20 protein-coding genes and 1 pseudogene are annotated in these 23900 nt (G+C 64.7%); 6 read left to right on the forward strand and 15 right to left on the reverse strand.

What is annotated here, in order from left to right; genetic code table 11:
• Positions 1 to 40 precede the first annotated feature (40 nt).
• Complete coding sequence (locus EN852_RS18935; RefSeq protein WP_127876420.1) at positions 41 to 382, forward strand: hypothetical protein; 342 nt, start codon at positions 41 to 43, stop codon at positions 380 to 382.
• A gap of 112 nt (positions 383 to 494) precedes the next feature.
• Here the strand turns inward: EN852_RS18935 and EN852_RS18940 are convergent, their stop codons facing one another.
• Positions 495 to 1955, reverse strand: coding sequence for a multicopper oxidase family protein (locus EN852_RS18940; RefSeq protein ID WP_127876421.1), 1461 nt, complete (start codon positions 1953 to 1955; stop codon positions 495 to 497).
• Between the two features lie 744 nt (positions 1956 to 2699).
• Here EN852_RS18940 and EN852_RS18945 point away from each other — a divergent pair.
• The 3 genes from EN852_RS18945 to EN852_RS18955 all read left to right on the forward strand — a co-directional run bounded on the left by EN852_RS18945 (position 2700) and on the right by EN852_RS18955 (position 4987).
• Entirely contained in the window at positions 2700 to 3113 is a 414-nt protein-coding gene (locus EN852_RS18945; RefSeq protein ID WP_127876422.1) for a hypothetical protein, read from the forward strand.
• A gap of 259 nt (positions 3114 to 3372) precedes the next feature.
• Positions 3373 to 4527 (forward strand): caspase domain-containing protein, encoded by a 1155-nt coding sequence (locus tag EN852_RS18950; RefSeq protein WP_127876423.1) that lies wholly within the window; start codon positions 3373 to 3375, stop codon positions 4525 to 4527.
• A complete protein-coding gene (locus EN852_RS18955; protein ID WP_127876424.1) occupies positions 4451 to 4987 on the forward strand; it encodes a peptidoglycan-binding domain-containing protein in 537 nt (178 codons plus the stop codon). Before EN852_RS18950 ends, EN852_RS18955 begins: the two co-directional genes overlap by 77 nt.
• 35 nt (positions 4988 to 5022) lie before the next feature.
• Here the strand turns inward: EN852_RS18955 and hutH are convergent, their stop codons facing one another.
• The 3 genes from hutH to EN852_RS42410 all read right to left on the reverse strand — a co-directional run bounded on the left by hutH (position 5023) and on the right by EN852_RS42410 (position 10368).
• Complete coding sequence (gene hutH, locus EN852_RS18960) at positions 5023 to 6540, reverse strand: histidine ammonia-lyase (RefSeq protein ID WP_127876425.1); 1518 nt, start codon at positions 6538 to 6540, stop codon at positions 5023 to 5025.
• A 220-nt stretch (positions 6541 to 6760) separates the two neighbouring features.
• Positions 6761 to 8593: a DNA helicase RecQ gene (gene recQ / locus EN852_RS18965; RefSeq protein WP_189546049.1), complete on the reverse strand. Its 1833-nt coding sequence runs from the start codon at positions 8591 to 8593 to the stop codon at positions 6761 to 6763.
• A gap of 14 nt (positions 8594 to 8607) precedes the next feature.
• On the reverse strand, positions 8608 to 10368 hold the full coding sequence (locus tag EN852_RS42410) for a sulfotransferase (protein ID WP_246694327.1): 1761 nt from the start codon (positions 10366 to 10368) through the stop codon (positions 8608 to 8610).
• Between the two features lie 97 nt (positions 10369 to 10465).
• Here EN852_RS42410 and EN852_RS18975 point away from each other — a divergent pair, with 97 nt between their 5' ends.
• Entirely contained in the window at positions 10466 to 11092 is a 627-nt protein-coding gene (locus EN852_RS18975; protein WP_127876427.1) for a LysE family translocator, read from the forward strand.
• Positions 11093 to 11101: 9 nt separating this feature from the next.
• On the opposite strand, the gene EN852_RS18980 is transcribed toward EN852_RS18975, so the two are convergent.
• The 4 genes and pseudogenes from EN852_RS18980 to uxaC all read right to left on the reverse strand — a co-directional run bounded on the left by EN852_RS18980 (position 11102) and on the right by uxaC (position 15357).
• A complete protein-coding gene (locus EN852_RS18980; RefSeq protein ID WP_127876428.1) occupies positions 11102 to 12079 on the reverse strand; it encodes a hypothetical protein in 978 nt (325 codons plus the stop codon).
• The gene (locus tag EN852_RS18985; RefSeq protein ID WP_127876429.1) at positions 12076 to 12822 is read right to left on the reverse strand and encodes a sulfotransferase domain-containing protein; all 747 of its coding nucleotides are present in this window, start codon (positions 12820 to 12822) and stop codon (positions 12076 to 12078) included. Before EN852_RS18985 ends, EN852_RS18980 begins: the two co-directional genes overlap by 4 nt.
• Before the next feature lie 297 nt (positions 12823 to 13119).
• The gene (gene kduD / locus EN852_RS18990) at positions 13120 to 13887 is read right to left on the reverse strand and encodes a 2-dehydro-3-deoxy-D-gluconate 5-dehydrogenase KduD (RefSeq protein ID WP_127876430.1); all 768 of its coding nucleotides are present in this window, start codon (positions 13885 to 13887) and stop codon (positions 13120 to 13122) included.
• A 61-nt stretch (positions 13888 to 13948) separates the two neighbouring features.
• A pseudogene (gene uxaC, locus EN852_RS18995) lies at positions 13949 to 15357 on the reverse strand (glucuronate isomerase).
• Positions 15358 to 15666: 309 nt separating this feature from the next.
• On the opposite strand from uxaC, the gene EN852_RS19000 reads away from it, so the two are divergent.
• Positions 15667 to 17160 (forward strand): mannitol dehydrogenase family protein, encoded by a 1494-nt coding sequence (locus EN852_RS19000; RefSeq protein ID WP_127876431.1) that lies wholly within the window; start codon positions 15667 to 15669, stop codon positions 17158 to 17160.
• Between the two features lie 117 nt (positions 17161 to 17277).
• Here the strand turns inward: EN852_RS19000 and EN852_RS19005 are convergent, their stop codons facing one another.
• From EN852_RS19005 to EN852_RS19035, 7 genes are all read right to left on the reverse strand, one after another.
• Positions 17278 to 17685, reverse strand: coding sequence for a F0F1 ATP synthase subunit epsilon (locus tag EN852_RS19005; protein WP_127876432.1), 408 nt, complete (start codon positions 17683 to 17685; stop codon positions 17278 to 17280).
• Positions 17686 to 17785: 100 nt separating this feature from the next.
• The gene (atpD, locus tag EN852_RS19010; RefSeq protein WP_127876433.1) at positions 17786 to 19363 is read right to left on the reverse strand and encodes a F0F1 ATP synthase subunit beta; all 1578 of its coding nucleotides are present in this window, start codon (positions 19361 to 19363) and stop codon (positions 17786 to 17788) included.
• Between the two features lie 69 nt (positions 19364 to 19432).
• Complete coding sequence (locus EN852_RS19015) at positions 19433 to 20317, reverse strand: F0F1 ATP synthase subunit gamma (RefSeq protein WP_127876434.1); 885 nt, start codon at positions 20315 to 20317, stop codon at positions 19433 to 19435.
• A gap of 34 nt (positions 20318 to 20351) precedes the next feature.
• Positions 20352 to 21881 (reverse strand): F0F1 ATP synthase subunit alpha, encoded by a 1530-nt coding sequence (gene atpA, locus EN852_RS19020; RefSeq protein ID WP_127865879.1) that lies wholly within the window; start codon positions 21879 to 21881, stop codon positions 20352 to 20354.
• Positions 21881 to 22441, reverse strand: a complete 561-nt coding sequence (locus EN852_RS19025; protein WP_127865880.1) for a F0F1 ATP synthase subunit delta — start codon at positions 22439 to 22441, stop codon at positions 21881 to 21883. The genes atpA and EN852_RS19025 overlap by 1 nt, the downstream gene beginning before the upstream one ends.
• 235 nt (positions 22442 to 22676) lie before the next feature.
• Positions 22677 to 23072: a DUF4345 family protein gene (locus EN852_RS19030; protein WP_095816594.1), complete on the reverse strand. Its 396-nt coding sequence runs from the start codon at positions 23070 to 23072 to the stop codon at positions 22677 to 22679.
• Between the two features lie 113 nt (positions 23073 to 23185).
• Entirely contained in the window at positions 23186 to 23881 is a 696-nt protein-coding gene (locus tag EN852_RS19035) for an aspartate/glutamate racemase family protein (protein ID WP_127865881.1), read from the reverse strand.
• Positions 23882 to 23900 lie beyond the last annotated feature (19 nt).

The raw sequence follows: 23900 nt of genomic DNA on the forward strand, positions 1-23900 counted from the left end.
TGGCTGACAAAAAGTCTGGCGATGCGCCGAACTCGTGCGCTTGCGCCGAGCCCGTCAGAAAGAGGAAAAGAGCAAGCCCGAACGCAACCATGATCGCACCGAAGGTACCGCTTGCGGTCCGATGGTTTCGCTGCCAAATGTGACAAGATCGTCCAAGCACAGCAAGGCTTCCAAGCCGTTCACCTTGTGCATGATCGCCCCTTCAGCCCGAATGCGCTTTGATGTGCGTCAATTCAATCGACTCCCTCGTGGGGGCTTCATCATGCCGTTCGACATCATGGTGTTAGACATCGAACCGCCCATCATCATGGGCATCGCCGGCCCAGCGCTTGGATCCGTCGCGGCAGGGAGCGGCGAGGCGTCTCCGCTGCCGGCTGGATGATGGGCATCGTTCGCGAGAACGGGCGCCGAGAGAGCGAGGACTGCTCCGATCGCCAAGGTCCCGAAGCGGGTATTCATATCATTCTGTCTCATGGTCCTGTCCTTGAAATCGGTTAGGCGGCGTAGTCGACGACCGTCATCATGCCAGTCGCCATGTGATAGAGGTGATGGCAGTGGAACGCCCATGTCCCTGGGTTGGCGGCGTCGAACGCCACCGTCACCTCGCGCATCGGCGGCAGCCAGACGGTGTCGCGCACAGCTCCCGCGAAGCGGCGGCCGTCGATGGCGACAACCTGGAAATGATGGCCGTGCAGGTGCATGGGATGGCCCATCATGCTGGCGTTGCGCAGGACGAGTTCGATGCGCTCACCCTTTCGCACGGCGATCGGCTTATGGTCGCCCCATTTCCTGCCGTTGAGCGTCCAGGAGTAGCCCTGCATGGTGCCGCCAATCTCGACGGCCTGGTTCCGGTCCGCGGACGCCAGGGCCAGAGGCTTGGCGGCGACGAGGCTGGACTCGAATGCAAGGTCGAACGCGGCTGTCACCTGGACGCCAGCCGGCGCGATGCGCTTTACCGCGCCGCCCCTGGTCGCCAGCACGAAACCAGTGCGCTCGACACTGCCCTCCCGCAGCGCCAGGATCGGCCAGGCTCCCGCCTCGTCCGGAATACGCAGCCGGATGTCGAGGCGCTGGCCCATGGCGAGCGGAAAGCGGCGACCGCGCACTGGCGTGACGGGATTCCCGTCGACAGCGATTGCTTCGCCTTCGATCGACCCGGTGTCGATCCAGAATGCCGTGGCGGTCGCGCCGTTGATGAGGCGCAGCCGGACAGTGCCGTTGCGTTCGACAGCAAACAGCTGTGGATCGTCCAGCGTCCGGTCGTTCGCCAGGTAGGCGTCGTACTGGATGTCGTTGACATCCATCGGCATGGCCATGCCTTGCCCGCCCGACATGCCTTGCATGTCCATGCCTGACATGCCCGACATCGAGTGTCCGGCCATGCCACCGTTTCCCGATGCAGGCGCCGATCCGGTCAGCCCGGCCAGCAATTCCTCAGGCGTCTTGAAGCTGAAGTCGTGGAACAGCACCACCAGGGGCTGCTCGTCCGCGCCTGCCTCCGCCGGGTCTGTGACGATCAGGGGCGCGGCAAGCAGCTGCTGTTCCTGCAGTGTGTGGGCATGCATCCAATGCGTGCCCGGCGTCGCGATGGGGAAGCTGTAGTCATAGGACTGGCCCGGCTGCAGCAACGGTTGCGGCAGGTCGGGCACGCCGTCCTGTCCGAACGGCGGCGTCAGGCCGTGCCAATGGATCAAGGTCGGCGCGTTCAGCGCATTTTCGAGCCGGACCTGGAAGTCATTGGCGGCCGAGGTGACAAGCCCATGGGTGCCGTCGGGCTGGACGAGACCGAAAACATTAGCGGCACGGCCGGCCACCTCGATGATGCGGGTATCTGCCCCGATGACGCTCGCGGAGGCTGCCTGTACAGCGCGGGGATAGATCAGCGGCAGGACGACGCCCGCGGCGCCGGCAGCCACCGTGGATGCCAGGAACTGGCGACGGGATATGGATTGCATTGCAAAGCTCTCATGTTCGTGACTCGAGGGCCGGATTGACCGGCGGCGAAGCGCACGAACGCGAGGGCGCGCGTGCGCTCAGGCGGTCACGACGAGCTTTGGAGGGCGCAGCCCGACAGGCACGTCACTTGGGGAGGATACGAAAGGCGGCGCCGTCGCGACGGGATGGCTTCCCGAAATCGCGACGAAGAGATGGACGTCAACCGGGACGCAGAATGAGCAGCTTGAAGCCGAGATGCAGCATGTGCCTTGATGGGGCGCATGGCCGAAATCCTTGCACGGGGCGGGACCATCATGTCGGATCGCTGCGGAGCCATGATTATGCTCTGCGGCCCACTGGGCGCCAAGCGGAGCCGCGGCCGAATTGGCATGGCTGGAAAGGACGGTGGTGAACGCCATCAGCAAGGCGAGGCAGACGGCTAGCCAACGCGAACCGTCGAATCCTGACCAGCGCTTCATTTGAACGCCCAGCCTTGTCCGGATGCCTTTCCAATCCACAATTAAACCTCCAAGTGGCGGCGAACGCCATCTTGGGGTTAATCATATCCCCGAGACGTGAGCCGGGATTTGTTCCAGATCAAGGGCTCAAGGCTCTGGAAAGTCGTGAAGCGGCACACATACGCGTGACAGAAATCCGACCATCGTCGATAATGGTATGATCTCAAGGGATCATCCTGCGGAGGATCGTTTGACATGCGCTTTGGGCGGAATCCAACGGTCTCCGGTCGCCTTTCGGATCGACTGTTGACGGCGCGAACCATCGCGGCTGCCCTGGCAATTGCGTTTTCCGTCTCGCCTTCGCACGCGGCACAGCATCGTCTGCCGAGCGGTTACAAATGGGGCCGCTGCCTGCTTGTCGTTCACGGCGAGACCCGCATCTCCGGAAAATGCTCCTATCAGATCGAGCAGGGCGGCGATTTCAACATCCAGGGGCCCAACCAGGTTTTCGCAGGTACCGACTATCCCGACACGCATAGCGGGGCCGGTGAAATGTCGAAGGATTACTGGGCCGTCGTCTACAAGGACGGAGATTCTTGGGCAGGCTATGCCAACGGGGACATTCGCGAGACGCATGGCGAGGTGGGCGATTGGGGAGAGCTTCGCCGCGAAGGCGCCTGCTATATCGGAAAGGACGTCAAGATCTGCCTTTGGCGTTAACCAGCTCAAGGCGATTGCGGGGGTGAATCCAAGCAGATCGAATGGCGGCGAGAAGCCGGTCGCCGCCATCCTCCAAATCATGGAATGTGTTCACGCGGGGCGGTGTATCGCCGAGGCCCCGACGGCGAGGCTTTTGACCGCGAGAAGGCACACGCTTACTGCCCGCGGATGTGCTATATTTCACAGACGCGAACGTCTTTGAATGAAATTGCCAAGGGGACTAGCAGCAGAGCCGCGACTTGAGTTGAGGGTGCGCGCCATGAGGTTCTGGGCCGCCATCGTTGGTTTCTTCCTCCTGACCGCGGCAGATCTGCTGCTGCAGCCCGGTGCCCTTGCCGCCCAGGGCAACCGGGTCGCGCTGGTCATCGGCAACAGCAAATATGTCTATGCGCCCGCTCTCCCCAATCCCGCGAGCGATGCCCGCCTGATGGCCGACGTGCTGCGCAAGGTGGGGTTCAACGTCATCGAAGGCGTCGATCTCGACTATGCCGGAATGCGGGATCGGCTGAACAAGTTTACCGAGGCATCCTACGACGCGGATACGGCGCTGATCTATTATGCCGGCCATGGCATGCAGGTGAACGGCAAGAATTACCTCATCCCCGTCGATGCCGAGCTTACCGCGCCGGCGCACCTCAAGACCCGCACCGTCCAGATGGACGAGCTGCTGGCCGCTCTCCCGCCGGACCCGGCGGTCGGCATCGTCATTCTCGACGCCTGCCGCGACAATCCGCTGGCGAGGACCTTGGCGGCCTCCTTGCCGAAAAGCCGCTCGACCACTGCTCCGGGCCTGGCGCCCATTGATGTCAGCGGGTCGGACGTCGGCACCGGCGGCGTGCTGATCGCCTTTGCCACCGACCCCGGCGCCGTATCCTATGACGGCGGCGGCGCCAACAGTCCCTATACGGCCTCCCTTGCCAAGCATCTCGCCGAGCCCGGCGTGGAACTCCAGAGCGCCCTGACCCGCGTGCGGGGCGAGGTGACGGCCGAGACGAACGGCAAGCAGCGGCCCTGGCACAATGCATCGCTCGGCCGTGAGGTCTTCATCGGTCCGCAGACGCCGCAGCCGCCGGCACCGGTCCAGCCGGCTCCGCAGCCATCTGCGACCGCGACGCCGGCGGAGTCCGCCAGCAGCGACGGGCGCGGATGGGAAATCGAGCAGCGGGTGTGGGACGAGGCTTCGAAGCGCAACACGCTGGCGCATTATGAAGCCTATCTGCAGCAATTCCCCAACGGGGCGTTCGCCGATCTGGCGCGTCTCAACATCGACCAGCTCAAGAAGCAGCCAACCACCGTGGTCGCCAACACACAAAGCGAGACGTCGGTCGGCAACCGCCGTGGAATCTCCGGCCGCCGCGCCCAAGCCGGAAGCCGACGCCGGGACCGAACTGACGGAAAGCGCGATCGGGCTTGATCGCCAGGGCAAGGTCGACTTGCAGGAACGGCTTCTGGCGATCGGCTACGACCTGGACGCGGCCGACGGCGACCTCGGCGCCAAGACCCGCCGCGCCATCGGCCAGTGGCAGGAGGCGAATGGCTTGCCCCCGTCCACCTTCCTCACCCCGAAGCAATATGCCCGCCTGAAGCTCGACACGGTCGACGCGCTGAAGACGTACCGAGCCGAGCGGGCGTCCGAAGCGCAAGCAAAGAAACAGGAAAGCGTCGTGCCGCAAAGGCCGCAGAAACCGCAACCGGTCGTCCGCGCCAGGCCGAGGCGCCAGGAGCAGCGCGAGGCTGCCAATCCAGGACCGGCGCCGAAGCCAAAGGCAACACCAGCGCGGAAATCCGCATACCACATGTGCAACGGGATTGACGGCACCTTCGAAATCCCCGCAGCGCAGAGATGTCCTTTGAGCGGCTACGCCAACCACTGAAAAGGTCTCGGGCTTCCACCGATCCCGGCGTCAGTTCACTTGCGCCTCGGCCGCGCCCGGACTTCACCGAACTCCACATCCGCCTCGCGGATGAAATCGCGCAGCATTTCCATGTCCCAGGACAGCGGCCGGTCGTCGCTGTAGTGCGGGATGCGTCGGCGCACGGCTTGGTAGATCGCATCGGTGCCAGGTGCCCGCGCGGCCTTGCCGGACAGGAAATCATGCGCCTGCGCGGCGGCCATCAGCTCGATCGCCAGGATGTATTCGGCGTTGTCGATGACGGCCAGGAGCTTGTTGGCCGCCACTGTCGGATGGGCGAGGAAATCCTCCTGCAGGCCGGACGTGACGCCACCATCCGTCGCCGCCGGCGCGGCGAGGCGCCGATTGACGTTGCTGAGCGACGCGGCGGTGTACTGGGCGATCATGAAGCCCGAATTGCAGCCGCCTTCGGCGGCGAGGAATGCCGGCAGATTGTTGAGCAGCGGATTGACGAGGCGATCGATGCGGCGCTCGCTCATCGCCGCGACCTGCGCCAGCGCGATCGTCAGACCGTCGGCGGTCTGCCCGAGCGCGGGAGCCACCGGATGCGCCTGCGAAAACACTTTCGGTTCATCGGGCGTGCCGGCCACGGCCGGGTTGTCGGTCACCGAGGCCAGCTCACGGTCGACCAGCAGTGCCGAGCGCTCCAGCACCTCGCGCGCCGCGCCATGCACATGCGGCACCGCGCGCAGGCTGAGCGCGTCCTGCGTGCGGCTGCCTTGCGCCGCCTGGATCAGTCCGCTGCCGTCGAGCAGACGCCGCAGCGAGGCGCCGACCGCCTCGATGCCAGGTGACGGTCGCATGGCCAGCACGGTTTCGTCGAAGGCCGCCATTTGCCCGCCGGCGGCTTCCAGCGTCAGAGCCGCCGCCGCATCGGCCCAGGAGAGCAGACGCTCGGCGCGAACCAGCGCGATGCTCGTGAGGCCGGTCGCGCATGCCGTGCCGTTGACGAGGCTCAAGCCCTCCTTGGCGCCCAGCACCAGCGGCTCCAGGCCGATCTCGGCCAGCGCCTCGCGGCCGCTCATCTTGCGTCCGGCGACCGTCGCCCTGCCCTCGCCGATCAGCACCAGCGCGATATGGGCATTGTGCGTGAGATATCCGGCCGATCCTCGCGACGGAACGTCCGGAACGCAGCCGCGCTCGAGCAAGGTGAGCAGGTTGCGCACGATCTGCGGCCGCACGCCCGAATGGCCATGCGCGAAATTCGCCACCTGCGCGGCAATGACGGCGCGGATGCTGCGCTCGGGCACCAGTTCACCGACGCCGCAAGCGTGGCTGAGAATGATGTTGCGCGACAGCTTCTCCTGCAAGGCCGGCGCCACCACCTGGCTAGCCAGCGCCCCGACCCCGGTGTTCACGCCATAGGCGCGAATGCCCTTCTCGACGAGGCTTGCGACGATCTTGTTGGCAAGCGCGATGCGATCCCAGCCGGCCGGCGCCAAGGCCAGCATTTCGCCGTCGCCGACACGCGCGATGTCGCGCCAGCTTGCGGCATTGTCGATGATTACTGTCATTGCGAACCCACCCAGGCTGATAGCCGTCGAAAAGTTTGCGCCCTGCGACAAGTCCCCAGCGGCAGGGTGGTACCTAAAGCTTCTCGAACACGGCCTTTGTCGGAATTTCGCCGTGGCGGCGGGCAAATTTGAAAATATTAGCGCAACTCGGCTGGTCCCGATCAGCTTCCGGCGTTTGCGGCCCCGTAGTTGTCTCTCGATACTGGCGGCAGCGGGAGACCTAGGTCGCCTGATGCGCGGCGATCGCGCTCAGGAAAACCTCGCCGAACTCCTTAAGCTTGGCGGCGCCCACGCCGTTCACCTCGGCGAATTCGTCGAGGTCTTGCGGGCGGCGCTCGGCCATGTCGATCAGCGTGCGGTCGGAGAACACCACATAGGCCGGCACCTGGCGCTCCTTGGCGAGCCTCAGCCGCAGCGTCTTCAGCGTCGCCAGGAGCGATGCATCGACGCCCTCGCCGTCAATGGCGGCGCCTTGCGCGGCGCGCTTGCGGCCGCGCGCGAGACGGTCCCGGCCCTCGACACGATAATCGAAGGTAACCTCGCCGCGCCCGAGCGCGCGGCCGCTTTCCGAGATGACGAGACCGCCATGGCCGTCCGGATCCGGCACCAGGAAGCCGCCGGCGACCAGTTGCCGGATCAGCGACAGCCAGACCGGCTTCCTGTGCATGATGCCGGTCCTGAAGCTGGCGAGCTTCTGATGGCCTCTCGCCAGCACCTTCTCGGTCTCATGGCCGAGCAGGATATCGATGACATGGGCGGCGCCGAAACGCTCGCCGCTCTGCGCCACGGCCGCAAGGATGACGCGCGCCTCGGCGCTGCCGTCGGCGCGCGGCGCCTGGTCAAGACAATTGTCGCAATTGCCGCAGGCCTTCGCCTCCTCGCCGAAATAGCCGAGCAGCACCTGGCGCCGGCACTGCGCCGTCTCGCAATAGCCGATCAGCGTGTCGAGCCGGCGATGCGCCCGTCTTTTGTGCTCGGGCGAGGTATCCTCCTCGTCGATGAACATCCGGCGCGTGCGGATGTCGCCGGCGCCGTAGAGCATATGTGCTTCCGCCGGCCGGCCGTCGCGCCCGGCGCGGCCGATCTCCTGGTAATAGGCCTCCAGGCTGCCCGGCAGATCGGTGTGGAAGACATAGGCGACATCGGGCTTGTCGATGCCCATGCCGAAGGCGATGGTCGCCACCATGACGACGCCCGACAGGGTCATGAAGGCGTTCTGGTTCGCCTCGCGCGCCTCCTTGCTCATGCCCGCATGGTAGGGAAGCGCGCGCACGCCGCTCTTCTCAAGGAAGGCGGCCATCTCCTCTGTCTTGCGCCGTGACAGGCAGTAGATGATGCCGCTTTTGCCCTGGTGCCGCTCGACGAAGCGCAGCAGCTGGCGCTTGCTGTCCTGCTTGGTCTCCATGGCCAGCTTGATGTTGGGACGGTCGAAACCCAGCACCAGGGTTTCGGCGCGCCCGGCAAACAGCCGCGCCTCGATATCGCCGCGCGTGGCCTCGTCGGCGGTCGCCGTCAGCGCGATGATTGGCACGTGTGGAAACACGCCGCGCAGCTGCGACAGGTCCTCATATTCACGCCGGAAGGCCGGGCCCCATTGCGAGATGCAATGCGCCTCGTCGATGGCGATCAGGCTGACATCGAGCCGCGACAGCGCGTCCAGCATCCGATGCGTCATCAGCCGTTCCGGCGCCAGATAGAGCAGCCGCGTCTGCCCGGACGCCACGCGGCGCCAGGCCGCGACATTGGCCTCGCGGTCGAGCGAGGAGTTGATCGTGTCGGCGGCGACACCGGCGAGACGCAAGGCGGCGACCTGATCCTGCATCAGCGCCACCAGCGGCGACACCACGATGGTGAGCCCGCCCTTGACCAGCGCCGGAACCTGATAGCAGAGCGACTTGCCGGCGCCCGTCGGCATGACCGCCAGCACATGCCGCCCGGAGAGCAACGCCTCGATGACGGCGGCCTGCCCGGGGCGAAAATCATCGTAGCCGAAGACATCCTTCAGGACGCGACGCTTTGGATCTTCAAACAGGGTTTTCAAAACCGGCGTCACGGCAATCTCTTGCGTTATGAGGCTTGGGGAAGGTCGTAGCCGAATTCTCGGCAGAAAGCCTCGATGCGGTCGAGAAACGACCTCGGCAAGGTGTGGAGATAGGTGCGGAATTCCTCATTGCGTTCCCATTTCCGCAGCGAGCTCCGTCGAATCGGATTGTTTGGATCGGAGCTGAAGCGAAGCCTTGCCGCAAGGCCGAATGCATCGGCAATTGCCTGCTGCGCCGCATCGGGTCCGGCAATCAGGTCCTCATAACGCAGATAGTGGATGGCGCGCCGTGGCTGGGCCCGCCTCAGTCGCAGCAGCCCGTCATACTCAGCTTCCCAGCGCCCGGTCGTGACGTGGAAGCGGCGCACATGCATCGTCTCGGGATGCTGGCTCGTCAGCACATCGAAAGGATGGCGCACGCAGTAGATCAGGCCGATTTCAGCCGGCAAATGGCTGAGCAGTTCATGACTTTCGGCGGTGCGCTTGACCACGACATTGGCTTCCCGGCGCTTCAGGTCGATCAGCACCGGAAACGGGGCTTCGCCGCCGAGGACATAGGTGTCGTCGAAGCACGCCATCAGGTCGCGGGTCAGCGTGGTGCCGCTGCGCGCGCAGCCGGCGATGAAGATCCTGTTTGGCTGCTTCGGCCTCTTTCGGTCGAAAACCCGGCCAATCGCCTGCGCCAGGCGAGCGGTCTGGTCTTCGAGAGCGGCGACGGCGCGCGATGCCGACATCGGACGCGCTGTCTGCGGGCAAATTTCGGCCAGTGCTATGCCGCTCTCGCCGGCGGCTGCGTAGAGAAGCCAAACCCGCCCGTCTTCCTCGAAGATCGCGGGATCGCGCAGCGCGTTTTCCCTGCCTTCGGCGGGGCCTGTCCGGCTTCTGCGCAGCGGCAGACCCGCCCCTTCGAAATCAGTCCCTGGTCTCAGCAGCTCGATCCTTTCGCGCACGGTCCAGCGCCGCCAGCCGCGCGAGAGATCGACCGTGCCATAGAAGATCCGCTCCGGCTGGTCGCCCTTGCATGTATGGAAAACCCGCAACCAACGGCCTTGTTGCTGAACGGCGACATGCCTCGGCGCCAACCGCCCCCGTGAAGCTTGCAGCAGGACAGGCCCTTTCTCGAAACCGGAGAGGCCATCGCTCGACCGGCAAAGCGTGACGACGTCCGTGCCAAAGAGGCCGTACCACCAATGGCCATGCCGGAAGATCCGCGCATAGGATGGTCCAAGCGCTCTGGCACGGGGGCTGAAATGCAGCCCGTCGGCGGATGTGGCGGCGAAGGTCGTCTGCGCACGGCCGCCATTCCCGGTCGGACCATGGAAATAGAGGACGATGCGCCGGTTCTGTTCGTCGACATGCAGGTCGGGGGAAGCGATGTGTTCCTTAAGAAAAGGACATTCGGCAAGCGACAGCACGCCGCGAGGGTGGATATGCCAAGGACCTTCCAAAGCGTCGGCATAGGCAAGCCGGATATAGGTGCCGTTGTGATGCGCGAAGTAGAGGTAGTAGGCGCCAAGCCTGCCGGGCACCCAGCCCGGCATCTTGATCAGCGACGGACCGTTTATGTTGGCGCCGTCGTCGCCGGGCAGCATGTCCGGCGTGATCAGCGCGCCGAGCCGCCTTGCCGTGATGCCGCCGGGACGTTTGTGCCGCTGGATGTCGCTCAAGCTCTGCTTCCCGAAATCGAACAGCCGCCAGATAAGTCCATTTCCGGATTCGCGCCAATGGCTGGAGGTGTTCAGCCGGCGATAGCAGCCGGCCTCGACCGGCGTCTCTGTCTGGATCAACCATCACATCGGATGCGGAATTCCGTCGACTCGGCTTGCGATGCTATGGTCCGACCAGCCCGCTGCCGAGCGGCGGCAGACTTACAGGAGCCTTCGCATGATCGATCCCGCCACGCTCATCACCTATATCGCGGTCGTGTTCGGCTTCGTCTTCATTCCGGGACCGGCGACGCTGCTCACCGTCGCGCGCGCGACGAGCTCGGGCACGAAGGTCGGCATCGCCACCGGCGCCGGAGTCGCCGCGGGTGATGTCATCCACACCATCATGGCCATTATCGGCATCTCGGCCATCATCGCCGCCTCGGCGGTGCTGTTCGGCATCATCAAATATATCGGCGCGGCCTATCTCGTTTATCTCGGCATCCGCGCCATTATCGAAAAGGCGCCGGCCGACCTGGCGGGCAGGTCGCTGCCAACCTCGGCGGGCCGAGCCTTCCGGCAGGCGATCCTGACCGAAGTGCTCAACCCGAAGACGGCTCTGTTCTTCCTCGCCTTCCTGCCGCAATTCGTCCACCCGCAAAGCGGTTTCGTGGTGCTGCAGCTGATGGTGCTGGGCATCATCTTTGTCCTGCTCGGCCTCTTCAGCACGGTCGTCTTCGCCGTCAGCGCGGGCGGCCTGGGTTCCTTCCTGCGCCGCAACCCGGCGGTGCTGAAATGGCAGGGCAAGGTGGTCGGCGGCATCTATTGCGCGCTCGGCATACGGCTCGCGCTGCAGCAGCGCTGAACGAGCGGCTTACGCCAGCAAGGTCGCATCGCCTCCGATACGGCCCAACAGCGCCGCGATTAGTTTCCGCAGGCCCGTCGTCCTCGGTTCAACCGGGCAGAGTTCGGCCAGCGCTATGCCGCTTTCGCCGGCTACGGCATAAAGCAGCCAGGTCCGCCCATCTTCCTCGAAAATGGCTGGATCGCGCAGCGCATTCTCCCTGCCCTTTGCAGCGCCCATCCGGCCACGCCTGAGGGGCAGATCGGCGCCCTCGAAATCGGTGCCGTGCCTAAGCAGCTCGGTCCTGCCGCGTACCGTCCAGCGCAGCCAGTCGTCGGACAGATCGATACTGCCGTAAAGCACACGTTCGGGCGCGTCGCCCTTGCGTGTGTAATAGACGATCAATGAGCTGCCGTTTTTCTGCACCGCGACATGCCTGGGCCGAACCCGCCATGAGCCGGGCAGCACGACCGGTCCCTCCTCGAACCCGAAGAGGCCGTCGTTTGACCGGCGGAGTTGCACGTTGGCCGTGCCGAAGAGCCCATACCACCAGCCATCATGCCGAAACATCCGCGCGTAGAATGGTCCAAGCGGTTCGGGATTGGCTGTGAAACGCAGACCGTCGGCGGACGTGGCCGCGAAGGTCGTCTGCCCCTGGCCGTTCGAGGCCGGACCGTGGAAATACATGACGATCCGCTGGTTTTGCGCATCCACATGCACGTCGGGTGACGCAATATGCCCCGTGAGGAACGGACACGCGGCAAGCGAAAGCGCGCCGCCTGGATGGATCCGCCAGGGACCCTCTATCGCATCGGAATAGGCAAGCCGGATGTAGGTGCCGTTGTGATGCGCGAAATAGAGATGGTAAGCCCCGAGCCGACCCTTTGCCCAATCGGGCATCCTGACCAGCGACGGCCCGTTTATGTTGGCGCCGTCATCGCCAGGCAGCATGCCGGGCGTGATCAAAGGCCCATGTCGTCTGGCCAAAAGGCCAAATGCCGGCGTCATCCGCGAGCCCAGTCCGGCATATCATAGCCGAACTCGTCGCAGAACCCTTTGAGGCGTGCGAGAAATATTGGCGGCAGCGTGTGCAGATAGGTTCGGAACTCTTCGTTCCGTTCCCATTTCTTCAGGGAGGTCGCCCGTATGGGATTGCTTGGATCGTCGCTGAAGCGGATACGCGATTTGAGGTCGAATGCCTGCGCGATCCGCTCCTGCACCGCATCTGGCCGGGCGATCATGTCTTCATAGCGGGCATAGACGATCGCACGGCTGGGCTGTGCCTTCCTCAGCCGCAGCAAAGCGTCATATTCCGCCAGCCAGCGTTCGGGCGTGACGTGGAACCGGCGCTGCCCCCTGCTCTCCGGGTGCGAACTTGTAAGCACGTCGAAAGGGTGGCGGACGCAATAGATCAGGCCTATCGCGCGTGGCAATCTCGCCAGATGCGCATGACTCCGCTCGGAGCGCTTGACCACAAGGTTGGCTTCCGGGCGGTCCATCATGTCCAGATGGACGTATCTCGCTTCGGCTTGATGGACGAAAGTGTCTTCGAAACATCCCATCAGGCGCTGTGTAAGCGTCGTTCCGCTGCGCGCGCAGCCGGCGATGAATATCTTGTTGTAGCGCGCCGTGTCCGATTTCACCCACAGCCGCCACAGCCGCTTCAAGTCCAGCGCCAGTCGCCGTATCTCCCTGATCGGTCGCCTGGCGGCCTCGCGCAAAAGCGCTTCTGACTTGCGTACAAGGTCCATTCCCGACTCTCTCTCGCCGGCTATGTTTCCGCTGCCGGCGCCGGCATGCGAGGTCGAATGATCATCGCCGATCCGCCGTCTCTTTGGCCGATATGCCGGCAAAGTTCCAGTCCTCTTCGTTAAGCCAATCTTCACCCTGTTGCGGCACGGTTGGCCCTCCTGCGGCGATGTTTCGAGTACCGCGGCGGCGCCACAAGCGCCCAGGCAACAAGCCCGCGCTTCACGGCGCGGGCTTTTCGTTTTGAGTAGCCGGCCAGATCTTTGTTTTTGCCCAATTTTAGGCGGACAGGAAACAAATTACCGCGCCAGCCAGCCGCCATCGACCGGTACCACCGCGCCATGCATATAGTCCGACGCCCGCGCCAGCAGGAAAACGGCCGCGTCGCCGATGTCGTCGGGCCGTCCCCAGCGTCCGGCGGGGATACGTCCGAGGATGGCCGCGCTTCGCTCGGGATCGGCGCGCAGCGCCTCGGTGTTGTTGGTCTCAATATAGCCCGGCGCGATGCCGTTGACGTTGATGCCTTTCGCCGCCCACTCGCAGGCGAGCAGCCTTGTGAGGCCAAGCACCCCGTGCTTCGAGGCTGTGTAGGAGGCGACGCGGATGCCGCCCTGGAAGCTCAGCACCGAGGCTATGTTGACGATCTTGCCGCGCCGGCCCGGTTCTGCAAGCACGCGCCTCGCAAAACCTTGGCTGAGCCGAAAGACCGTCTTCAGGTTGACGTCCATCACCTCGTCCCAATCGGCCTCGCTCAGGTCGACCGCGTCGGCACGCCGGATGATGCCGGCATTGTTGACTAGCCCATCGAGCGGGCCGCTCCCGTCCCAGACCTGGTCGAGCATCGCGGCGGCCCCGGCCGGATCGCCGAGATCGGCCTGCACCGCTTCGAAGCTGCCGCCCGCGGCCGCGACCTTGCCGGCCGTGTCGTCCATCGCCGAGCGGCCGACGCCGACGACCAGGCCGCCGGCGCGCGCGACCGACATGGCGATGCCTTGCCCGATGCCGGTGTTGGCGCCGGTGACGAGGATGCGCTTGCCCGTGAGGCTGAAGGGGGAAAGATCGCTCAAGCTCGTTCTGCCTTTCGCTTGGCGTCGCTCGAAGGATTGGTCGTTCCGTGGCTCGCCCCCTTCACAGGCGATACGCCTTCTTGGCAAGTGTATAGGCCAACTCCGCGGCGAGCTCATGCGCCTCGTCCTCGCGCAGCCGATGCTCGGCCACCAGCCGCGCCAGGAAGGCGCAATCGACGCGGCGGGCAACGTCGTGCCTGGCTGGGATCGACGGAAAGGCGCGCGTGTCGTCGTTGAAGCCGACGGTGTTGTAGAACCCTGCCGTCTCCGTGGTCATCTCGCGAAAGCGTCGCATCCCTTCCGGGCTGTCGTGGAACCACCAGGCCGGCCCCAGCTTCAGCGCCGGATAGACGCCGGCGAGCGGCGCCAGCTCGCGCGCGTAGCTCGACTCGTCGAGCGTGAACAGGATGACCGTGAGGTCGCGTTCCAGCCCGACGCAGTCGAGCAGCGGCTTCAGCGCCGTCACATAATCCGTGCGCGTCGGGATATCGAAACCCTTGTCGCGCCCGAATTTCTGGAAAACAGAAGGCGAATGATTGCGCCATGACCCGGAATGAATCTGCATCACCAGGTCGTCGTCGCGGCTCATCTTGGCCATTTCGGTCAGCATCTGCGCCCTGAACAGCCGCCGCTCGCGCTCGTCGTCGGAGCCGCGGCGGATACGGTTGAACAGCTCCTCGGCCGCCGCGCGGAGAGATTGGCGGTCTCGGCGGTCGGATGGCCATGGTCGGACGAGGTGGCGCCGAACTCCTTGAAATAAGCGCGGCGCTTCCGATGCGCATCGAGATAGCCGGTCCAGCTGCCGGTATCGCAGCCGGTGATGTCGCCGAGGCGATTGAGATTGGCCGAGAACCCTTCGAAATCGGGATCGACCACCGCGTCCGGCCGGTAGGCCGTGACGACGCGGCCGCTCCAGCCGCTGTCGCGGATCATCCGGTGCCATTTGAGATCGTCGAGCGCGCCCTCGGTCGTGGCGATCACCTCGATGTTGAAGCGCTCGAACAGCGCGCGCGGACGATAGTCGTCGCGCTCAAGCAACGCGGCGATCCTATCGTAGGTGCGGTCGGCGCTGGCTGCCGTGAGTGGCTCCTCGATGCCGAACAGATGTTCGAACACATGGTCGAGCCAGAGCCGGGTCGGCGTACCGCGGAAGAGATAATAATGTTCGGCGAAGCGCCGCCAGATCGCCCGGCCATCAGTCTCGACCGGCGCGCCATCGAGCGTCGGCACGCCGAGCTCTTCCAGCCGCACGCCCTGGCTGAACAAGATGCGAAGGATGTAATGATCGGGCACGATGAGCAGCTGTGCGGGGTCCGGAAACGGCTCGTTGAGCGCATACCAGCGCGGGTCGGTATGACCGTGCGGGCTGACGATGGGCAGGTCTTTCACGCCGGCGTAAAGGGCGCGGCCCAGCGCGCGCGAATTCGCCTCGGGCGCAAGCAGCAGATCGGGATCGGTCAATGGGGCCACTTGGCTCCTCCCGGATTGCGTTGGACCATGATCTCGAACCGAAGGTCGGCGAACGCAAAAAGCGGGAACCGGTTTTCGGAAAAGATCATGCTCCGACAAAGAGTTAGATCGCAATAGCGATTCAACGAGACGTCATTCTGACCTAACGGTGAATCTGTCAGAGGCAATGTCAACATACAAAACGATCGGTAGCATGGCAGCTCTCGAAAGCAACGCAGCCATTGTGCGCGCCGACATCGAATGTTACGTCGCTGCCATCGTTTTTCGCCCGGCGTCAGGCGGGCAACCCGATCGGAGACTTCGCTTCCCATGAACGGTCGCCTGTCCAACGTCACCATCGCGAAGCTGCCGGCCGAAGTCCTGGTTCCTCGCTACGCCCGCAATTCTGTCACGCCCGGCATCGTCCATCTTGGCGTCGGCGCCTTCCACCGCGCCCACCAGGCGGCCTATGTCGACGCCTGCCTGGCGGATGGCGAGAGCAATTGGGGCATCGTCGGCGTCTCGCTGCGCAGCCCCGACACGCGCGACGCGCTCAAGCCGCAGGATGGGCTCTATACGCTGGCGATCAGGGACAGCGCCGGCGAACAGCTGCAGGTGATCGGCTCGATCCAGTCCTTGCTGGTCGCCCCGGAAGACCCTGGAGCGGTGCTCGCCGCGCTGACCGACCCGCGCATCCGTATCGTGACGCTCACCATCACGGAAAAGGCCTATCTCAGGGCAGCCGATGGCAATCTCGATGGCGGGCACCCCGATATCGTCCACGACCTCGCTAATCCCGGATCCCCGAAAACGGCGCATGGGTTTCTCGCCGAATCGCTTGCGCGTCGTCGCGCCGCCGGGACTCCGCCCTTCACGGTGCTCTGCTGCGACAACCTTCCGGCCAACGGCGCCACCCTGCACCGGCTTCTCATCGAATTCGCGAGGCTTCGCGATGCCGATCTCGCGCGCCATGTCGCCGACGAAGTCGCCTTCCCGTCTTCCATGGTCGACCGCATCGTGCCGGCCACGACGGATGCCGACCGGACGCGCATCGGCCAACAGCTCGGCGTCGAGGATGCCTGGCCGGTGATGACCGAGCCGTTCCGGCAATGGGTGGTCGAGGACCGTTTCCCGGCGGGCCGACCGGCCTGGGAGAGATTCGGCGTCACCATGGTCGAGGATGTCGGCCCCTTCGAGGACATGAAGCTGAGGCTACTCAACGGCGCGCATTCCGGCATCGCCTATCTCGGCCTGCTCAGTGGCCACGCCACCGTCGACCGCGCCTTCGCCGACCCGGCAATAAGGCAGTTCGTCGACGGGCTGTGGGCAGAAGCGATCCCGACCCTGCCTCAGGACGCCGGCCTCGACACGACCGCCTATACCGCGGAGCTTGCGCAGCGCTTCTCCAACACGGCGCTCGCCCACCGCACGGCGCAGATCGCCAATGATGGCAGCCAGAAGCTGCCGCAGCGCATCGTGGCTTCCGCGCTTGCAAGGCTCGAAGCGGGCGCTGCTCCGGAACGTCTGACGCTGGTGGTAGCCGCCTGGATCGCAGCTTGCGCGGCGCGCGGCAGGACCTTGCCGGAAAGCCACTTCACCGATCCGCTCGACGCGGCACTCGATGACCTGTTCGGCCGCAACCTGCCGACGGCAGAGATGGCGGCGGCCGTCTTTGATCTGGCCGGCTTTGCCATAGGCCACACGGAGCGCCAAAGGTTGATCGAGTTTGTCGCCACGCATCTGGTCCATTTCAAGCAGGGCGGTCCGAAGCTGGCCCTTGCCGCGCTCGGCATTGGCAACGAGCCGCCCAGGCTGGCCGATTAGCTATTCGCCCGCCTGCTCGTCAGGGATTGCGCCCCAAGCAGTGCGAAACTGGTCTCGCAACACCAAACAAAAAAGCGGGGCAAGCCCGCTTTTTCAATCTCACATTTTCAACAACAATCAGGCCGGCAGCAACGCGCCTTCCAGCGTGGTAAGCTGGGCGAGGAACTGCTCGGCGTTGCTGCGCGCCACATCGTCCTTGGCGTCGGCGGCGTCTTCCTTGGCGTCCTGGATACGACGCGCGAGATCGGCGCGGTCGATGTCGTTCACATGCACCGCCGACTCAGCAAGCAGCGTGCAGCCGGACGGCAGGATGTCGGCGAAACCGCCGAACACGACATAGCGGTCTTCCTTGCCGCCCGCGGCCTTCACCGTGACGACGCCGGGCTTGATGGTGGTCATGACCGGCGCGTGCTGCGCCATCACCGTCATCTCGCCTTCGGCGCCCGGGATGACGACAGACTCGACCTGCTCGGAAACGAGCAGCCGCTCCGGCGAGACCAGTTCGAACTTGAAAGCTTCAGCCATGCCTGTCTAGCGAGTAGGGAATAGCGAGTAGCGAGTAGTGAAGAAACTCGGCCGACCCACTGATCCCTATTCGCTACTCCCTATTCGCTATTCGCTTCGTTTACGCCGCTTCAGCCGCGAGGCGCTGTGCCTTCTCGACCGCCTCGTCGATGCCGCCGACCATGTAGAAGGCGGCTTCCGGCAGGTGGTCGTAGTCGCCGGCGCAAAGGCCCTTGAAGCCCTTGATGGTGTCGGCGAGGTCGACCAGCTTGCCCGGCGAACCGGTGAACACTTCGGCGACGAAGAACGGCTGCGACAGGAAGCGCTCGATCTTGCGGGCGCGGGCAACCGTCTGCTTGTCCTCTTCAGACAGCTCGTCCATGCCCAGGATGGCGATGATGTCCTGCAGCGACTTGTAGCGCTGCAGGATCGACTGCACCTGGCGGGCGACCTGGTAGTGCTCCTCGCCGACGACCATCGGGTCGAGCATGCGCGAGGTGGAATCCAGCGGATCGACGGCCGGGTAGATGCCCTTTTCCGAGATCGCGCGGTTGAGCACGGTCGTCGCGTCAAGGTGCGCGAAGGAGGTCGCCGGCGCCGGGTCGGTCAAGTCGTCGGCCGGAACGTAGATCGCCTGCACCGAGGTGATCGAGCCCTTGGTCGTCGTCGTGATGCGCTCCTGCAGCGCGCCCATGTCGGTGGCCAGCGTCGGCTGGTAACCCACGGCGGAAGGAATGCGGCCGAGCAGCGCCGACACTTCCGAACCCGCCTGGGTGAAGCGGAAGATGTTGTCGACAAAGAACAGCACGTCCTGGCCCTGGTCGCGGAAATATTCGGCGACGGTGAGGCCGGTCAGGCCGACGCGGGCGCGCGCGCCCGGCGGTTCGTTCATCTGGCCGTAAACGAGTGCTGCCTTCGAACCCTGGCCGCCGCCCTTCTTGTTGACGCCCGATTCGATGAACTCGTGATAGAGGTCGTTGCCTTCGCGGGTGCGCTCGCCGACGCCGGCGAACACCGAGAAGCCGCCGTGAGCCTTGGCGACGTTGTTGATCAACTCCTGGATCAGCACGGTCTTGCCGACGCCGGCGCCGCCGAACAGGCCGATCTTGCCGCCGCGGGCGTAAGGCGCGAGCAGGTCGAGAACCTTGATACCGGTGACCAGGATCTGCGCTTCCGTCGACTGGTCGACATAGGCTGGGGCCGGCTGGTGGATGGCGCGCAGCTCGACGCCGTCGACCGGACCGGCCTCGTCCACCGGCTCGCCGATGACGTTGATGATGCGGCCGAGCATGCCCGGACCCACCGGAACCGAGATCGGCGCGCCGGTATCATAGACGTCCTGGCCGCGGACCAGGCCTTCGGTCGAGTCCATGGCGATGCAGCGCACAGTGTTCTCGCCGAGGTGCTGGGCCACCTCGAGCACCAGGCGGTTGCCGACATTGTCGGTTTCCAGCGCGTTCAGGATGGCCGGCAGATGATCTTCGAACTGCACGTCGACGACGGCGCCGATGACCTGGCGGACCTTGCCGGCGGCACCGACGCGCTTCGTCGCGACGCTGGCTGCCTTCGCGGTTGCCGCCTTGGCCGGAGCCGCTTCCTTGGCCGGAGCGGCGGCCTTCGCGGCTGCTGCCGGGGCCTTTGCCGCCTTCGGGGCTGATGCCTCCTTGGCCGCGGTCTTCGGGGTAGCTGCTTTCGCCATCGTCTTTGCCCTTTTCGTCTATCCGTTGTTCACGCCGCTGCGAGGTCTTGGGACCCCGCCCGCGCGCGCCTAGAGCGCCTCGGCGCCCGAAATGATTTCGATCAGTTCCTTGGTGATCTGCGCCTGCCGCTGACGGTTGTAGGTAATCGACAGCCTGTTGATCATGTCGCCGGCATTGCGCGTCGCATTGTCCATCGCGCTCATCTTGGCGCCCATCTCGCCGGCCGCGTTTTCCAAGAGCGCCCGGAAGATCTGCACGGCGATGTTGCGCGGGATGAGGTCGGAGAGGATCTCGCCCGGCTCCGGCTCGTATTCGTAGACGGCGGTGGCGCCGTTGCCGGCATCGGCAGTGGCCGAGGCCTGAGCCGCCGGGATGACCTGCTGTGCCGTCGGGATCTGGCTGATCACCGACTTGAACTGCGAATAGAACAGCGTGCAGATGTCGAAGCCACCCTCGTTGAAGAGGTGGATGACCTTGCGCGCGATCGCATCGGCGTTGGCGAAGCCGAGCGTCTTGACCTCGCGCAGGTCGACGCGTTCGAGGATCAGCGAGCCGTAGTCGCGGCGCAATATGTCGAAACCCTTCTTGCCAACGCAGATGATCTTGACCTGCTTGCCGTCGGCGAGCAGCCGCCGGATGTGGTCGCGGGCGAGGCGGGCGATCTGCGAGTTGAAGCCGCCGCACAGGCCGCGCTCGGCGGTGCAGACGATGAGCAGATGCACGTCGTCCCTGCCGGTGCCCGTCATCAGCGCCGGGGCATCGCCGCCACCGCCGATCGCCTGGGTGATGTTGGCCAGAACCGCGCCCATGCGCTCGGAATAGGGTCTAGCTGCTTCCGCGGCCTCCTGCGCGCGACGCAGCTTCGCCGCGGCGACCATCTGCATCGCCTTGGTGATCTTCTGCGTCGCCTTGACCGAGGCGATGCGGTTACGAAGGTCTTTTAACGAAGCCATGCTTCAAACCTGATCCCGTGCGTCCGGCTTCTTCTTAGGCGAAGGTCTTGGCGAAAGCGTCGATTTCCGCCTTCAGCTTGGCGCGCAGATCGTCCGACAGCGCCTTCTCCTTGCGGATGCCGTCGAGCACGTCCTTGCCGGCCGAGCGCATGTGGCTGAGCAGGCCATGCTCGAACTTGCCGACCTGGTTGAGCGGCAGCTTGTCGAGATAGCCATTGACGCCGGCGAAGATCACCGCGACCTGCTCTTCCGTCTTGAGCGGCGAGAACTGCGGCTGCTTGAGCAGCTCCGTCAGGCGCGAACCGCGGTTGAGCAGGCGCTGCGTGGCGGCGTCGAGGTCGGAGCCGAACTGCGCGAAGGCCGCCATTTCGCGGTACTGCGCGAGCTCGCCCTTGATCGAGCCTGCGACCTGTTTCATCGCCTTGACCTGCGCCGACGAGCCGACGCGCGACACCGACAGGCCGACATTCACCGCCGGGCGGATGCCTTGGAAGAACAGGTTGGTCTCGAGGAAGATCTGGCCGTCGGTGATCGAGATCACGTTGGTCGGGATGTAGGCCGACACGTCGTTGGCCTGCGTCTCGATGACCGGCAGCGCGGTCAGCGAACCGGCGCCGTTGTCGTCATTGAGCTTGGCGGCGCGCTCCAGCAAGCGCGAGTGCAGGTAGAAGACGTCGCCCGGATAGGCTTCGCGGCCCGGCGGGCGGCGCAGCAAGAGCGACATCTGGCGATAGGCGACGGCCTGCTTCGACAGGTCGTCATAGCTGATCAGCGCATGCATGCCGTTGTCGCGGAAATACTCGCCCATGGTGCAGCCGGCGAACGGCGCCAGGAACTGCATCGGCGCCGGATCGGAAGCGGTGGCGGCAATGATGATGGAGTAGTCGAGCGCGCCGCGCTCTTCCAGCACCTTCACGAACTGCGCGACGGTCGAGCGCTTCTGGCCGACGGCGACGTAGACGCAGTAGAGCTTTTCCTTTTCCGGACCGTTGTCGTGCACCGACTTCTGGTTCAGCATCGTGTCGAGGATGATGGCGGTCTTGCCGGTCTGGCGGTCGCCGATGACCAGCTCGCGCTGGCCGCGGCCGACCGGGATCAACGCGTCGATGGCCTTGAGGCCGGTCGACATTGGCTCATGCACCGACTTGCGCGGAATGATGCCGGGCGCCTTGACGTCGACGCGCTTGCGCTCAGTCGCCTTGATCGGGCCCTTGCCGTCGATAGGGTTGCCGAGCGCGTCGACGACGCGGCCAAGCAGGCCGGGGCCGACCGGAACGTCGACGATGGCGCCGGTGCGCTTGACGGTGTCGCCTTCCTTGATGTCGCGGTCGTTGCCGAAGATGACGACGCCGACATTGTCGGCTTCGAGGTTCAGCGCCATGCCGCGGATGCCGCCCGGGAACTCGACCATCTCGCCGGCCTGGACATTGTCGAGGCCGTAGACGCGGGCGATGCCGTCACCGACGGACAGAACCTGACCGACTTCGGAGACCTCGGCCTCCTTGCCGAAATTCTTGATCTGGTCTTTCAGAATTGCGGAAATTTCCGCGGCGCGGATGTCCATCAGCCGACCTCTTTCAGTGCAAGCTTGAGCGAATTGAGTTTGGTTTTGAGCGACGTATCGATCTGGCGCGAGCCCATCTTGACGATCAGGCCGCCGAGCAGCGACGGATCGACGGTCATGGCGATGGCCACGTCCTTGCCGGCGATGCTCTTCAGCGTCGCCTTCAGTTCAGTCTGCTGCGCGGCCGTCAGCGCATGCGCCGAGGTGACCTCGGCGGACGCCTCGCCGCGATGGTCGGCGGCGATCTGGCGAAATGCCTTGATCATGCCGGGCACCGCGAACAGGCGACGGTTCCTGGCGACGACGCGCAGGAAATTGCCGACGAGACCGGTAATACCTGCCTTGCCAACGATGGCTGCGATGGCCTTGGCCTGGTCCTCGCTGGAGAACACCGGGCTGTTGATCAGCCGCTTGAGATCGTCGCTGTCGTTGAGCATCGCCTCGAAGCCGGCGAGGTCGGCCTCGACCTTGGCGACTGAATTTTCCTGCAGAGCAAGCTCGAACAGCGAGCCTGCGTAGCGTTCTGCGACAGCTGAGATTGGCGATGACGATTGGGCCACGGACCGTCTTTTCTCTTGTCTGACAGGCCGCAGATTGTTGGCGCGAGCGAGAACTCTGGCTAAATCTTTGACCTTACTGCATTTTTCCAAGCACGGAGGCGCGGCTTCCGCTATCCCCGGTCGAAAGTCGATTGCCGTCTAGCACAGGCTTTTTAAGACCGCAATGCATCGTCCGGCATGGTTTTCAGGCACTTTTGTCGCATCAGGCGGTGAAGGCCAAGCTCAAGCGCCGAATTCACGGCACGAAGCCGAAGGCAAAGGCCAGCGGCAGCGCCGCCAGCGCCAATTCAACCACGATCGAAACCCAGTTGAAAGGGGTGTTGGCGCCGTCCGACATCATCGACAGCAGCCGGCCGAAGGCGGTGAACAGCCAGGAGAAGCCCAGCGCCATGTAGAGCAGCGGCTGCGCGAGCAGGATGCAGCACAGGCTGACGCCGAGATAGAAGCCCGACATGCGGCCGCGCCCTTCGGCGATGGCCGCCGCTTTCTCCGGCCTTGGCTGCAGACGCAGCACGCGAAACGCAAGCCCCGGCGCCAGGAACAGGAAGAGGCCGAGGACCAGTGTCACGACGGCGCTCGACCAGGCCAGCCATTCGCCCTGGCTCGCGGGCCACGGAAACGCAAAGTCCATAAGGTCCCCCTCGTAAAGTCTTGTTCTGAAATTGCCGGCATTCTAGCGGAGGAAAATGGGCACGCCAGATGGCCGCCGGCACATTAGAAAAGAAGCATCAGACGAGCGGCCGGTCACGACAGCGCGAAGTCGATGGCGGCCTCGGCATGGATGCGCGTCGTGTCGAAGACCGGAATGTCGAAATCGCCCTGGCCGATCAGCATGGTGATCTCGGTGCAGCCCATGATGACACCGTCCACCTGGTCGGCGCGCCGCATCCGGCCGACCTCGTCGAGATAGGCGGATTTCGAATCGGGTTTGACGATGCCCTGGCAGAGCTCGTCATAGATCACCTTGTGCACCATATCGCGGCCGGCCTGATCGGGCACGATCGGCTGCAGGCCATATTTGTCAGTAAGCCGCCCCTTATAGAAGTCCTGCTCCATGGTGAAGCGCGTCGCGAGCAGCGCCGGCCGCTTCACACCGGCTTCAACCACGACGCGCCCGGTAGCGTCGGCGATATGGATGAGCGGGACCGATACCGCAGCCTGCACCGCGTCGGCCAGCTTGTGCATGGTGTTGGTGCAAATCACCAAGCCCTCGGCGCCTCCAGCCTCCAGCTTGCGCGCGGCTTCCACCAGAAGCGCGCCGGCGCCTTCCCAGTCGCCCGCATGCTGCCGTTCGGCGATCTCGGCGAAATCGAACGACCACAACAACAGCTTCGCAGAATGCAGCCCGCTCAGCCGCTCGCGCACGATCTCGTTGAGCAGGCGATAATAGATCGCCGTCGATTCCCAGCTCATGCCGCCGATGAGGCCAAGGGTTTTCATGAGCGGCACTCCGTTGGGA

Source organism: Mesorhizobium sp. M2E.F.Ca.ET.209.01.1.1 (assembly GCF_004010375.2).
Taxonomy (GTDB): domain Bacteria; phylum Pseudomonadota; class Alphaproteobacteria; order Rhizobiales; family Rhizobiaceae; genus Mesorhizobium.

Coding starts and splice junctions, on each gene's coding strand:
- atpD (WP_127876433.1), bottom strand. CDS start 19,363: ATGGCGAAAGCAGCTACCCCGAAGACCGCGGCCAAGGAGGCATCAGCC.
- atpA (WP_127865879.1), bottom strand. CDS start 21,881: ATGGACATCCGCGCCGCGGAAATTTCCGCAATTCTGAAAGACCAGATC.
- EN852_RS18950 (WP_127876423.1), top strand. CDS start 3,373: ATGAGGTTCTGGGCCGCCATCGTTGGTTTCTTCCTCCTGACCGCGGCA.
- EN852_RS18980 (WP_127876428.1), bottom strand. CDS start 12,079: ATGACGCCGGCATTTGGCCTTTTGGCCAGACGACATGGGCCTTTGATC.
- EN852_RS18975 (WP_127876427.1), top strand. CDS start 10,466: ATGATCGATCCCGCCACGCTCATCACCTATATCGCGGTCGTGTTCGGC.
- EN852_RS19035 (WP_127865881.1), bottom strand. CDS start 23,881: ATGAAAACCCTTGGCCTCATCGGCGGCATGAGCTGGGAATCGACGGCG.
- EN852_RS18940 (WP_127876421.1), bottom strand. CDS start 1,955: ATGCAATCCATATCCCGTCGCCAGTTCCTGGCATCCACGGTGGCTGCC.
- EN852_RS19015 (WP_127876434.1), bottom strand. CDS start 20,317: ATGGCTTCGTTAAAAGACCTTCGTAACCGCATCGCCTCGGTCAAGGCG.
- EN852_RS19005 (WP_127876432.1), bottom strand. CDS start 17,685: ATGGCTGAAGCTTTCAAGTTCGAACTGGTCTCGCCGGAGCGGCTGCTC.
- EN852_RS19000 (WP_127876431.1), top strand. CDS start 15,667: ATGAACGGTCGCCTGTCCAACGTCACCATCGCGAAGCTGCCGGCCGAA.
- EN852_RS18985 (WP_127876429.1), bottom strand. CDS start 12,822: ATGGACCTTGTACGCAAGTCAGAAGCGCTTTTGCGCGAGGCCGCCAGG.
- EN852_RS19030 (WP_095816594.1), bottom strand. CDS start 23,072: ATGGACTTTGCGTTTCCGTGGCCCGCGAGCCAGGGCGAATGGCTGGCC.
- hutH (WP_127876425.1), bottom strand. CDS start 6,540: ATGACAGTAATCATCGACAATGCCGCAAGCTGGCGCGACATCGCGCGT.